Origin of the sequence: Shewanella spartinae (genome assembly GCF_019457555.1) — a bacterium.
Taxonomy (GTDB): Bacteria; Pseudomonadota; Gammaproteobacteria; order Enterobacterales; family Shewanellaceae; genus Shewanella; species Shewanella loihica.
Map to the genome: position 1 here is coordinate 1583399 of NZ_CP080418.1, position 12344 is coordinate 1595742.

The following is a 12344-nucleotide window of genomic DNA, read 5'->3' on the forward strand; positions in this document are numbered from 1 at the left end:
ATGCCCAGAGGCGTCACGCTTTGTTTAGGCAAGGATCCTGTTGTAGATAGGAATTTGAATGGCCATAAAAGTATTAGTTGTCGATGATTCAAGCTTTTTTCGTCGCCGAGTCAGTGAGATTGTCACCAAGGATGCGGAGTTAGAGGTCATAGGCACGGCGTCTAATGGCGCCGAGGCGGTCAAGTTGGCGCAGCAGTTAAAGCCACAAGTGATCACCATGGATATCGAGATGCCTGTGATGGACGGCATCAGCGCCGTGCGTGAGATCATGGCGAAGTGTCCAACGCCCATCTTGATGTTTTCATCCCTTACCCATGATGGCGCCAAGGCGACCTTGGACGCCTTGGAAGCGGGTGCGTTAGATTTTCTTCCTAAACGATTTGAAGATATTGCCACCAACAAGGATGAGGCGATTGCTCTGTTGCAGCAGCGCATCAAGGCACTCGGTCGCCGCCGTGTGTTCCGCCCCATTCTGCCAAGAAGTGTGCCGCCAAAGCCTGCGACAACAACTGCTTCGACAGCGCCGGCACGAGAGATGGCGCAGCGTCCAGCGCCGCGTCCGAGCGCGCCTGTTACCCGCGCTAGTGGTAAGAAATATAAGCTTTTGCTGATCGGTACCTCAACCGGTGGGCCTGTTGCGCTGCAGCGGATATTGACCAAGCTGCCAGCGAACTATCCTCATCCTATTCTGCTTATCCAGCATATGCCGGCGGCCTTTACTCCAGCCTTCGCCGCACGCTTAAATGGTCTGTGCGTCATCGAGGTGAAGGAGGCGCAAAATGGCGATCAGCTCAGGGCTGGCTGCGCCTACCTGGCGCCAGGTGGCATGCAGATGATGTTAGAGCGCGGCGGCACCTATGGTCGCATCAAGATAGTGGCCGGTAGCATGGATATGAACTACAAGCCCTGTGTTGACATTACCTTTGCCTCGGCCTCAAAGCTCAGTGGCGGCGAGACCCTGGCCGTGATATTGACAGGCATGGGCGCCGATGGCCGCGAAGGGGCCAGGATGCTTAAGAATGTCGGGGCGACTATCTGGGCTCAAGATGAGGCCAGCTGCGTCGTTTACGGCATGCCACAGGCGGTGACCGCCGCCGGGATCTCCAGTCAGTCGATAGCACTCGATGATATGGCCGAGGCCATCATTCGCGAGAGCGGACGTGGCTAGGCAGCGACAAGGCCTCAGCACCACTGTGCTGTTGCTGTTTTTTCTCTTGTTAGTTTGCTGCCTGGTGACCGGATCACTCTATCTCGACCTGAGGCATAAGAATGGCTTGCTCGAGGAGAAAGTAGCCCAGCTAGAGAAGAGTCAGGTGCTGCTGATGGTGCCCGATGAGCAGGCAAAGGCCTTGGCCGATTGGATGGAGAATAATCCAGAGTTTACTCAGTCTATCATCAAGCAGGCAGAGCCTGGCAGCCAGGTGAGAGTCGAGATTGGCCCCGAAGTGCCAGAGGCGATCGCCAGGCAAGAGGCAGTTAGCCTTACAGACAGGCTTAGTGAACAAACCGATAGTCTCGATGAACAGACAGCTAATTTTAATGAACAGCAAGATCAGACCAGTCTAACGCCCTTGTTGCCTGCGGCGGATGCTGAAGAATCAAGCCAGGGTGAACATCTGAGCGAGCACCAGCGCGAGCAAAAGGTGGCCAGCGCCACAGATAAGGCGAAACAGGATGGTCAAACGCCATCGCAGCCAGTTAAGCTGTCAGAAGATAAAGATGGTGTTAAAGTAATAAGCCTGCCCCATGGCGGCATTCGAGTCACGACTCGCGAAGATAATTAAAACGATAACCTGATGGCGATACGCGCGGCGATTTAAGGGGTTTTACTTGAAGATCTGGACCATAGCAAATCAAAAAGGGGGCGTGGGTAAGACGACCACAGTGGCGAGCCTGGCTGGCGCCATGGCAAAGCGGGGCAAACGAGTCTTGATGATAGACACAGACCCTCATGCGTCTTTGGGCTATTACCTGGGCATAGATTCCGAAGAGGTGCCCGCCTCGCTCTATGATCTGTTTCTAAAACACAAGAACCTGAATAGAGATCAGGTGCTTGCCCATATAGTTCCCACAAAGGTGGAAGGGATAGATCTCTTGCCGGCCACCATGGCGCTGGCAACGCTGGATCGCTCGCTCGGTCATCAGGAAGGGATGGGGTTGATCCTTAAACGCCTACTTGCCTTAGTCGCCGACCAGTACGATGTAGCCCTCATCGATTGCCCGCCAGTATTAGGTGTGTTGATGGTCAACGCCCTCGCGGCCAGCGAGCACATCATTATCCCGGTGCAGACTGAGTTCCTGGCGATCAAGGGGCTAGATCGCATGGTCAAGACCATGACGCTCATGGGGCGCTCTAAGAGCACCACTTACAGCTATACAATCGTTCCGACCATGTACGACAGACGCACTAAGGCGTCGCCTGCCGCCCTGCAGCAGCTGGGAGAAGAGTACGGCGATGTGCTTTGGCCAGATGTCATCCCTGTGGATACCAAGTTTCGTGATGCCAGCCTGGCGCACCTGCCAGCCTCGCACTACGCCAGCCATTCACGCGGTGTTAAGGCCTATGAGAGATTGCTCGACCACCTGCTGATCAAGGAGTTTGCGCATGTCAAACTCGGTTGACGAAGCGGTCTTTAATTATTTTTCCTTGCTGCTCTCCGAGCCCGGTGAAGAGAGCGTCACGGCCGACAAGCCTGAAGTAAAGGGCGAGCAGGCGATAGCACAAAATGGTCAAATGAGTAGCCCTTCACCTGCAGTAAAACGTCAGCCTCTTAGCGAACAGTCTAAACCACGCCCGGTAGTCACTCAGGCTACGCCGACACCGCTCAATAAGCTCGCGCTCGAGCAATTGTTGGCGCCGGTGAGTGAGTTAGATGCTCAGACAGAAACTAATACAGAAACTCAAATAGCAAGCAAGGTGGAGCTCAAAACGCTCGATACCAAACCTGCTAGCGTCGAAGCGATGACGCAAGCTGTATCGGTTCAAACGAAATCTGAGTCGCAAGTTAAGCAAAAAATCGAAGAAAAATTAGAAACTTCGGCTAGTATTAAGCAAGAGGAAATTGTTACAGAAAAGGTCGATTTGGCCGCGGCGCCGCAGACGCAAATCGGCGCGACACCACCAGGGGTGACAGAGGCGCTAGTCGAGCAGCTCGACGAAGAGTTTCAGGTGCTGTTTTTCAAGGTGGCGGGGCTCACGTTGGCCGTACCCTTGGTGAGCCTTGGCGGAATTGTTAAGGTGGAGCGGATCAATCATATTATGGGGCGACCGGCCTGGTATCTTGGGGTTCAGACCCACAGGGATTCGCAACTCAATATTGTCGATTCGGGTGCCTGGGTGATGCCGGAAAAATATGATGATAAACTGGCGCAATCCGTTGATTACCAATATATTGTACTCTTAGAGGACAGTAATTGGGGACTGGCCTGTGAGTCTTTGGTGAATTCCGTCAGAATTTTAAAGTCAGAAGTTAATTGGCGTACCAAAGCGGGTAAGCGCCCTTGGCTGGCTGGCGTCGTAAAAGAACAGATGTGCGGCATTTTACATGTGCAGGCACTGATTGAATTATTAAATTTGGGTTTAGGTAGTCAGGACTCTATTGGCTGAGGTTGATATGGCAGATGCAAAAAACGTCGCGGCAGTTGCCGCAGGTAAAGATGATGAAGTGTTGCAGTGGGTAACCTTCCGTTTAGACAATGAAACCTATGGTATCAATGTGATGCAGGTGCAAGAGGTGTTGCGTTACACAGAGATAGCACCTGTACCTGGGGCACCTCATTATGTGCTGGGGATCATTAACCTGCGTGGTAACGTGGTTACCGTTATCGATACCCGCTCTCGTTTTGGTTTGCCTTCTGCCGAGGTGGATGACTCTACCCGTATCGTGATCATCGAAGCTGAGAAGCAGGTGATTGGTATTCTTGTCGACAGTGTCGCCGAGGTGGTCTATCTGCGGGGTTCTGAGATAGATAACGCGCCGAATGTGGGCACAGAAGAGAGCGCCAAGTTCATTCAAGGCGTGAGTAATCGCGATAACGAATTGCTCATTCTGGTGGATCTCGATAAGTTACTCTCTGATGAAGAGTGGATGGAGTTGGCTCAGCTTTAAGGGCCCAGCTTTACGTAGTTTGCTATCGAGATATCGCCATTGACGATAAAAAGCCGTCGCCTCGTTCGATGGCTTTTTTCTGTTGTAAATGGTCGAGCGTAGAAATCAAGGTTAATGGAGTTGGCATTTATGATAGGCGATGAGATCTTAATCGCGGCATTACTGTATGTGGTTGCCTGTCTCGCACTGGTGCTGTATCAACAGAAACAAACTAGCAAGCTCAGAGCTAAGATTGACGCCCTGACGCTGCTGGTTAAAGAGAACGACAGGCAGCGCGAGGCGGTTAAGCAGGAGCTACAGGAGCTGAGATCGGGCACCATAGGCGTTGGGCGTCGCATGCTCGAGCTGGAAAAGCGGGTGACCAAGCAGGAGGCGCGCATCGATGAGACTGTGGCGGATGAACCTCAGGCAAGGCTCTATACCCGAGCGATGAAGATGGTCGAACTTGGCGCAGATATCGATGAGCTGGTTAAGGAGTGTGAGCTGCCTAAGGCGGAGGCCGAACTGTTACTGCGCCTTCATGGTAAGGGGCGATAGCGCGCCTTTATTGAGCTAGTTGTCTAAACACTACACCTCTTGCATGATTCTTTTGTGCATGTTGTCCCAGCGCTCAGGAAACTTGCCGTCCAGCATATAGACGAAGGCGATCAGTTCGGCGATGAGCAGATATAGCTCCTTGGGGATCTCTTCACCTATCTCGAGTTTTTGCAGAAAGTTACTCAAGTTGGCATCTTGATGGATATAGATGCCAGCCTCCTTGGCGATGGAGATGATCTCCTCAGCGACTAAATCCTCCCCCTTGGCAGTGATTTGCGGCGCCGACTTTCCGTCATAGCGCAGCGCCGCGGCTTGAGTGGGTCTGTGTGGTTTGCTGTCTGAACTACTTTGTAAGTCATCAGGTTTATCGTCGTATGTGTTCATCATTAGGCCTTAATTTTTACCAAGTAGTGCTCGCCCGGTAGTAGAGAGGCGGGTACCTGAGAAACTTGGGTGCGAATCTTGTTTGGGGTTAAGCCGATCGCCTGGATCTTCTGCTCCAACCCCATGAGTCTTTGTTCGATACTGTCGAGCAGACTCTGATCCTCTGAGGTGAAGCCCAGATTCAGCCACCCATCTTTAACATCTGCGTTGATCAGTAGACCCGCCTGACTCAGATTAAACTTAAGCTGCAGCCGCCAGTGGGGCGATGCATTTTTTTCCTGCTCTTCCTGACTGAAGTGTCCCTCAAGCTCTTCATGTCTGTGCTCTATCATGTAGGGCAGGGTAAAGTACCAGTTCGTTGACTGCGGCGTATCGCTGCTTGCCTGCTGATAGAGGGACAGGTTAGATACTAGCTTGCCAAGTGATTCGAGACCGCCGCTTTTTTCGAGCAGGCCGAGTAGCTGGCTGTTTGATGTGAGCTGCTGCAGGGCTTGTAAGGGGCTTGAGGTTTTACCGCCGGCCTGGGTTTTCACCTGTCTGCCAAGGAGCAGCTGAAACAGTACCCCTATGGTACCGGCATGACTGGGGATGCTGGCAAGACTAGATATTGGCGTTGCCGGCGCAGCGATACCGGCAAAACTATCGATAAGCTCCTGTTTCAATGAGCTAGGACTCGCTAACTGGGTAAGTGGCTTGGGGAAGGCGAGTGGCAGAAGTTGTTGCATCAACTGCAGCAAGTTTTGACCCTGCGCGCCTTTAGCTGCCGGCATGGCTTTATCTGCGAGTTGACCGAGCGCGAGATTCAGCCCTCTATGATTTAGCTCCTTGGAATTGAGCCCTTTAGCGTTTAGTGCTGCCGATAGTGTTGTTGTTTGGCTCACACCTGCTGACTGCGGTGATATACCCCTTGGCGATATTTGTCCTTGCTGCTTCCCTAAGGCGGCAAGCTGAGCGAGCGCGGCATGGCTAGATTGCAACTGGCTGCTAGCGTTGGCGTTTCCTTGTTCACCGGATGTGGCTTGGGATATGGATTGGAGCATGGCATGGCGGACAAGCTGATCGTTAGCATCGAGCCTGATCCCTGTAACCATGGTGCTGACTCTCTGATATAGCTGACTCTGATTTATTTGGGCAATATCTTTTAGCTGCTGGGTCTGGGCATTTTTAAACCCAGTTGTAGTTACCGAATCTAGCGCTGAAGTTAGTGAGTTACTATTCCGCGAATTGATTGCCGCGGCTGCCAAGTCATTGTTTTGGGCTGCTTGAAGCGGTATCTGGCTAATCTGCAGATTCGATATCGCTCTGTTTGCTGCAATATTTGCTAGGGCTAGGTTTGTCGCTACTAGATTTGTCGGTCTAGCCATTGCCGATGCCTTGCTTGGCATGAGAGCAGGTAAGGACTCTCCGGAGCCTTTTGGTGTGGTTAACTCTCTGATAAGCCCATTTAACGATTCTGGCGTTAACGATGTTTTTGCCAAGCTGTTTATTAGCTGATGGTAAGCGCTGGCTAACTCAGGTTTGCTGATAAGCGCCTGTGATGTCTGGGATGATAGATAGAATGTGGGGGAGCTGGTATTGCTCAGCAGCGCCGCTTTACCCATTGGCGTCAGCAGCAGATTCACTTCTGCCAATTTAGGAGTGAGCGCCAGGGTTAATTGTCCATTGTCCATGGTAATTTTGGCTAGGTACTGACCATCAGCGATGGGAGGGCTAGGTAATCTAACCAGCTGTTGATCGCTAAAAAACAGCTGATTTGCGGTTATTTGCACCTCACCTAAGGGGTAGCCCTGTGGGCGGTTAGCGAAGTTAGTAAGCTGGGCCAGACTTATCTGGTTGGCATTGATATAGGCAACCAGCCCTTTGGGTAAGGGCAGGGTAATCGCCTCTCCATGGGCTTGCACGGTAGCACTTAACATGGAGCTTGAATTCGCGGCGGCGCCCAATTGGGTCAATACTGTAAGACGGACGGTATCTTGTTTTAGGCTTTGCTGATCTTTGCTTTCTTGATAGGTGATCGCCAGCTCGCGATGATTGAGCCTGAGCTTGTCGCCCTGAGGAGTCGATGCTACCTCAACCGGAATATTTTTGGCCTGAGCAGCCTTGTCTGTTTGAGTGAGAAGCTCACCGCCAGATACCGCTGGGGCGGGCATGTCGATACGGGAATTACTCAATTGTTAACCTCAAATTGATGCTCCATGAATGTCTTATTACAAAATTCAATTTGACCTATCGCTTTAGCTGAGTATCCTTAGCGATCTGAAAAGGAAAACCAAACTGTGTAGTCTAGTATTGACACTTTATCGTCAACAATAGCTGGTGACTTTAGCCGTGTGAATACTAATTAGGAAACTAATTTATATGAAGTGTAAATGGATTGCGTTGAGTCTGCTATTGGTTGGTGCCCAGGTGATGGCACAGACAGACACAAGCGATGAGCGTGCAACGGATAGCACCACAGCAGATGTCACCATTATCTATAACGATGAGCGCGATCCCTTGGAGGGTTTTAACCGCGCCATGTGGGATTTCAACTATCAGTTTCTCGACAAATATTTCTATCGCCCCGTGGCTCATGGCTACAATGATATCTTGCCCAGGCCGGTGAAGACTGGCGTTAATAACTTCGTCCTCAACTTCGAAGAACCCAGTTCCATGGTGAATAACGCCCTGCAGGGCAAGTGGGGTTGGGCGGCCAATGCCGGGGGGCGATTTACCATCAATACCACAATCGGCCTGTTAGGGGTGATCGATGTAGCCGACATGATGGGCCTGCAACGTAAGCAGGACGAGTTTAATGAGGTGTTAGGCTACTACGGTGTGCCTAACGGCCCCTACTTTATGGCGCCGTTTTTAGGCCCCTACGTGACTCGAGAATTGGCCTCGGACTGGGTGGACGGTCTCTATTTTCCCTTGTCTGATTTGACCATGTGGCAATCCTTAGCCAAGTGGGGACTGAAAAACCTACACAGGCGCGCATCGGCGATTGACCAAGAAAGACTTGTCGATAATGCACTTGACCCCTACACTTTTGTTAAGGAAGCGTATTTTCAGCATCTTGACTATAAAGTTTATGATGGCGACATACCCGTGTCGACTGATGATGACGAATTGCTCGACGAATACATGACAGAGCTTGATTAACATCAGTGTCCCGCATAACCCATTGTTTCATAATAGGCGAAGGAACTAGCGATAAGATGTTGCTTATCTAGGCGTATATGGATGTACTAGATTTTTCGGCTTAGCCAGAGTGCAAGCCTGGGGAAGCTAAATGGCGTTAGAAGATCTAGTGATACTGTTAGTGGAAGACGACCCGGTATTTCGCAGTATTGTGGCCGCCTTCTTGACCAATCGCGGTGCGACTGTGATCGAGGCCGATGATGGTCAGCAGGGGTTAGAGCGGTTTAGTCAGCACGATTTCGATATCGTGCTGGCGGATCTCAGCATGCCTATCCTGGGTGGGCTGGATATGCTCAAGCAGATGATAAAGCGCAAGCCAGATACCCTCTCAATCGTCATTTCCGGTAACCAGGTGATGGCCGATGTGGTCGAGGCGCTCAGAGTCGGCGCTAGTGATTATTTGGTTAAGCCAGTTAATGACCTCTGTCTTATCGAGAATGCCATCCGCCAATGTGTGGGCGGCAGCAGTCAGCAAGATGTGCAGCTGGAAGATCTCGACGAATTATCCTATCAAGAGTTGGAAGAGCACCTTAATCTGCTTGAGCAGAACGCCGAGGCAGCTAAGAGCGTTCAGCAGCAGCTGTTTCCTCCCTCTGTTATCGATTATCCCAAGGCCAAGATCGACTATAGCTTGTTCAAGCATGATGAGGTGAGCGCCTACTTTATCGATAGCGTCAATGTGGGCGAACGGTATCTCATCATGTATATGGCGCATTTCCATCCACAAGATAACCGCTGCGCCTTTGCGAGCGTATTGCTGAAGAGCTTTGTCAATCAGAAGCTTAAACAGTTTCGCAATGACAATACCGAAACCATCATCGAGCCCTTTAATATGCTGAGTTACCTCAATGAGCGGATGAGCAAGTCGGGGTTAGATATCTATGTGGATATCGTTTACGCCGTGGTTGAGCTGACTCATTATCGGGCATCAATCGCCCAGGCGGGTAAGGGACTGAGGTGTTATATTCGCAATGAGGAAGGCTTGATGCCGCTGGCGATGCCTGACGCCCTGCAGCTGGGTATTTTAGAGTGGGGCCAGCCCAGCACTCAGTTTCGCAATTTAATGCCGGGAGAGAGCCTTTGTGTGGCTTCTAGCAACATTGAGCATAGGGAGATGTTACTCAATGATGAGTTTGTTGGGTTGAGTTACAGTCCTGAGGTTGCCCCAGGTGGTTATGTGCAGATGAGCTTCTAGTTATTCCTCGAAATATTTTATTTTCACCAAGTCAAAAAACAAAAAACGCCACATTGAGTGGCGTTTTTTATGGAACTAAATTTTAGTTATCTAGCGATAAGTCATTAGCGCTTAATTGCTTCATGCTCGGCAGTGATAGCAATCTCTTCTTCTAAGGCTTCTTCTTCTGTGTGGTGGCTGTCTTCGGCGCCATGCATCCAGTCAACCAGTTTATCCGCCATGAAGTAGAGGATAACGCCTGACAGAGCGGCTGTGATAGCGATGCCTGCGAAGATAGACATAGCGTTGGCTAGCTGCTCCTCTTTCGCGCCACCGTGGCCGATGAATGAACCGATAATACCGCCAATCTTGTTAGCCGCGGCAACAAACAGGAACCATGCACCCATCATGAGTGAAGCGATACGCAGTGGAGCCAGCTTAGTGACCATAGACAGGCCGATTGGAGAGAGACACAGTTCACCCATGGTGTGGAAGAAATAAGCACCTACCAACCACCACATGCTTGATTTAGCATTAGCGTCACCGCCCATCTCGAGTACCGCACCGATCATGAACAGGAAGCCTGTTGCAAGCAGCACCAGACCTAGCGCGAATTTCACCGGAGAGTTTGGCTCTCTGTCACCCAGGCGAACCCAGATAGAGGCAACTACAGGGGCGAAGATCACGATGAACATAGCGTTCAGTGATTGGAACCAAGTAGTTGGGACTTCCCAGCTGCCGATCATACGGTCGGTGAAGTCGTTGGTGAAGAGGTTCATTAGGCCACCGGCTTGCTCGAAGCCAGCCCAGAAGATAATGGTAAACAGACCCATGACCATGATCACTTTGATGCGATCACGCTCAACTTTGGTTAGTGGCTCTTTGCGCACTTCACCTTTTTCTGCTGCTCTCTGCTTTTCAAGTTGGGCGGCTGGTACACGACCGATATCGCCTAGCAGCTTTTGTGCGAACAGGAACTGGATGATCAGTGAGAGGATCATACCGATACCGGCACAGATGAAGCCTGCTTGGAAGTTACCATCGAAGTAAGCCACGACCGAACCAACTATGATGCCCGATAGGAAGGCACCTACGTTAATACCCATGTAGAAGATGGTGAATGCACCGTCACGGCGGTGATCGCCTTCTTCGTAGAGGTCACCCACCATAGTAGAGATATTTGGCTTGAATAGGCCGTTACCTAAGATTAGGACGCCCAGACCAACATAGAAGACTTCAGTTTCCATGCCTTGTACCCAAGCATGCGGGGTACCAAGAATAAATTGACCGGCGGCCATCAGGGCACCACCTATCATGATGGCTTTACGTTGACCTAGGAATGTATCGGCGAGCCAGCCACCGATGAGGGGAGTCAGATAAACAAGACCTGTGAATGTACCGTAAAGATTTAGGGCGTCTGCCTGGGTCCAACCTAGACCGTGACCACCTTGGGATTGTACTGCGTCGACGAGATAAAGTACTAGGATGGCTCGCATCGCATAGTAACTGAAACGTTCCCATAACTCAGTTGTAAACAACAGGAACAGTCCCTTAGGATGGCCGAGCATCGTACCTTGGGGTTTTGCTGCACTCATGTAAGTCTTCCACCTTCAGCTTGTGATTGCCTACATAACAAAAACTATGTAGAAAAATGGTTGTTGCTAATATAGCTCGCTTGTTGGATAGAGACGCTCGATTAGTCTAACTTAATGAAAATGTTATCTAATCTGTCTTGTTGCGCTCTAAGCTTGTTGCGAGAATTTATTATATTTTAATATTTAGGGTATTAAATTTTATCAAACCCATCTTATATACCCTTTTCATCGCCTAAAAGTCAATTTACCTGGGTTAACTGACCAACAAATCATCACTGGTTGGAGGGGGTAGGGCATTATTGTTTACGGTCTGTTGCGCATTGCAGAAAGTTTTGACCTGAGGTTACAAAGCGGGCGGGAAAAATAGAGGAAAAACGCTCTTTTCTTTGACCTAGAGTATTTGCTATGATTTCGGCCGTGAATTGGATGTCACCTGAATTATCTCGTTATCTTTGCGTTGCGCGTTATTCTGAGCGTCTTGCAAAACACAGCAATTGTGAAAGTAAGTCCGCAGTGGTTTCTGTCATAGCGGTTATTAGTGTTAGCTAACGATAAAACTAGGTTCTTAAGGAAATTATGAAGTCTTGGTATCTTGTGTATTGCAAACCTCGCAGCGAAACGCGCGCGCAGCAAAATCTTGCATTGCAACAGATAGAGACCTACCTGCCCACTCTCCCGCAACAGATCACTAAGTCCGGTAAGACCAGCGTAAAGCGTTTACCGCTATTTCCCTGTTACCTATTTATCTATTTCGACCCGCTAGAGATCAGCGTCAGCAAGATTCACTCGACACGAGGCGTGTCTCGAATCATAGGTTGCCGAGAAGAGATGACGGCGATCGACGATGCCATAGTGCATTCCATTAAGATGCGTGAGGCCAAGTTGCTTAATGCGCTGCAATTACCGAGTGATGATTTGTTGAGTGGTAACGATCAGCCTAGGTTGTCTGTCGGCGATAAGGTGAAGTTTGTTGAAGGGCCATTTAAGGAGCTTGAAGGGATCTTCGAAGAGCAGAGTGGCGATAAGCGTTGTCACATTCTGTTTGAGATCATGGGGCAGCAAAAGAGGGTGTCTGTCTCAAGGGCCAGTATCAAGGGTATTTGAGAGAGGTAGCCGATTGGGTAGCTTCTGATTGGTCAAATAGCTCTTTGAAGCAAAAGCTAGACGTTTATAAGGGATAAGAAGTAGGTCGTTGGCGCTAATCTTTGTAAGAGATCTGCTATAACGCGCGATTTGTTGTTAGATTAATCTTCCCGTTTTGTTGGCATTTTGGTCATTCGGTAACAGATTTTGGTCGTTGAAGGACTGTATTGAGTGATTTTAAGCTGATTGTGCTTACCGCATTCGATTGTATTAAACGATTGA

Annotated in this window: 12 protein-coding genes; 9 read left to right on the forward strand and 3 right to left on the reverse strand. The window is 50.1% G+C overall.

Features of this window, described 5'->3' with window-relative positions; all coding sequences use genetic code 11:
• Window positions 1–58 precede the first annotated feature (58 nt).
• From K0I31_RS07035 to K0I31_RS07060, 6 genes are all read left to right on the forward strand, one after another.
• Window positions 59–1168, forward strand: coding sequence for a protein-glutamate methylesterase/protein-glutamine glutaminase (locus tag K0I31_RS07035; protein ID WP_220080350.1), 1110 nt, complete (start codon window positions 59–61; stop codon window positions 1166–1168).
• Window positions 1161–1784: a hypothetical protein gene (locus K0I31_RS07040; RefSeq protein ID WP_220080351.1), complete on the forward strand. Its 624-nt coding sequence runs from the start codon at window positions 1161–1163 to the stop codon at window positions 1782–1784. The genes K0I31_RS07035 and K0I31_RS07040 overlap by 8 nt, the downstream gene beginning before the upstream one ends.
• Window positions 1785–1830: 46 nt before the next feature.
• Complete coding sequence (locus K0I31_RS07045) at window positions 1831–2622, forward strand: ParA family protein (RefSeq protein ID WP_220080352.1); 792 nt, start codon at window positions 1831–1833, stop codon at window positions 2620–2622.
• Complete coding sequence (locus K0I31_RS07050) at window positions 2606–3607, forward strand: chemotaxis protein CheW (protein ID WP_220080353.1); 1002 nt, start codon at window positions 2606–2608, stop codon at window positions 3605–3607. Before K0I31_RS07045 ends, K0I31_RS07050 begins: the two co-directional genes overlap by 17 nt.
• 7 nt (window positions 3608–3614) lie before the next feature.
• Window positions 3615–4109, forward strand: coding sequence for a chemotaxis protein CheW (locus K0I31_RS07055; RefSeq protein ID WP_011865192.1), 495 nt, complete (start codon window positions 3615–3617; stop codon window positions 4107–4109).
• A 129-nt stretch (window positions 4110–4238) separates the two neighbouring features.
• A complete protein-coding gene (locus K0I31_RS07060; protein WP_011865193.1) occupies window positions 4239–4646 on the forward strand; it encodes a DUF2802 domain-containing protein in 408 nt (135 codons plus the stop codon).
• Between the two features lie 30 nt (window positions 4647–4676).
• Here the strand turns inward: K0I31_RS07060 and K0I31_RS07065 are convergent, their stop codons facing one another.
• Together K0I31_RS07065 and K0I31_RS07070 are read right to left on the reverse strand one after the other, a co-directional pair.
• Entirely contained in the window at window positions 4677–5033 is a 357-nt protein-coding gene (locus tag K0I31_RS07065; RefSeq protein ID WP_220044754.1) for an EscU/YscU/HrcU family type III secretion system export apparatus switch protein, read from the reverse strand.
• Window positions 5033–7201 (reverse strand): hypothetical protein, encoded by a 2169-nt coding sequence (locus K0I31_RS07070; protein ID WP_220080354.1) that lies wholly within the window; start codon window positions 7199–7201, stop codon window positions 5033–5035. Before K0I31_RS07070 ends, K0I31_RS07065 begins: the two co-directional genes overlap by 1 nt.
• A gap of 238 nt (window positions 7202–7439) precedes the next feature.
• Between K0I31_RS07070 and K0I31_RS07075 the strand changes: the two genes are divergently transcribed.
• Together K0I31_RS07075 and K0I31_RS07080 are read left to right on the forward strand one after the other, a co-directional pair.
• Entirely contained in the window at window positions 7440–8171 is a 732-nt protein-coding gene (locus K0I31_RS07075; RefSeq protein ID WP_434086922.1) for an MlaA family lipoprotein, read from the forward strand.
• Window positions 8172–8301: 130 nt separating this feature from the next.
• Window positions 8302–9405: a response regulator gene (locus tag K0I31_RS07080; RefSeq protein WP_220080356.1), complete on the forward strand. Its 1104-nt coding sequence runs from the start codon at window positions 8302–8304 to the stop codon at window positions 9403–9405.
• 104 nt (window positions 9406–9509) lie between these two features.
• On the opposite strand, the gene K0I31_RS07085 is transcribed toward K0I31_RS07080, so the two are convergent.
• The gene (locus tag K0I31_RS07085) at window positions 9510–10979 is read right to left on the reverse strand and encodes a peptide MFS transporter (protein WP_011865198.1); all 1470 of its coding nucleotides are present in this window, start codon (window positions 10977–10979) and stop codon (window positions 9510–9512) included.
• Window positions 10980–11555: 576 nt separating this feature from the next.
• On the opposite strand from K0I31_RS07085, the gene rfaH reads away from it, so the two are divergent.
• Window positions 11556–12083 carry a transcription/translation regulatory transformer protein RfaH gene (gene rfaH, locus K0I31_RS07090; RefSeq protein ID WP_220080357.1) on the forward strand — a complete coding sequence of 176 codons (528 nt, stop codon included), beginning with the start codon at window positions 11556–11558 and terminating at the stop codon, window positions 12081–12083.
• Window positions 12084–12344: the final 261 nt, after the last annotated feature.

Coding starts and splice junctions, on each gene's coding strand:
- K0I31_RS07060 (WP_011865193.1), top strand. CDS start 4,239: ATGATAGGCGATGAGATCTTAATCGCGGCATTACTGTATGTGGTTGCC.
- K0I31_RS07085 (WP_011865198.1), bottom strand. CDS start 10,979: ATGAGTGCAGCAAAACCCCAAGGTACGATGCTCGGCCATCCTAAGGGA.
- K0I31_RS07080 (WP_220080356.1), top strand. CDS start 8,302: ATGGCGTTAGAAGATCTAGTGATACTGTTAGTGGAAGACGACCCGGTA.
- K0I31_RS07065 (WP_220044754.1), bottom strand. CDS start 5,033: ATGATGAACACATACGACGATAAACCTGATGACTTACAAAGTAGTTCA.
- K0I31_RS07075 (WP_434086922.1), top strand. CDS start 7,440: ATGGCACAGACAGACACAAGCGATGAGCGTGCAACGGATAGCACCACA.
- K0I31_RS07050 (WP_220080353.1), top strand. CDS start 2,606: ATGTCAAACTCGGTTGACGAAGCGGTCTTTAATTATTTTTCCTTGCTG.
- K0I31_RS07055 (WP_011865192.1), top strand. CDS start 3,615: ATGGCAGATGCAAAAAACGTCGCGGCAGTTGCCGCAGGTAAAGATGAT.
- K0I31_RS07035 (WP_220080350.1), top strand. CDS start 59: ATGGCCATAAAAGTATTAGTTGTCGATGATTCAAGCTTTTTTCGTCGC.
- rfaH (WP_220080357.1), top strand. CDS start 11,556: ATGAAGTCTTGGTATCTTGTGTATTGCAAACCTCGCAGCGAAACGCGC.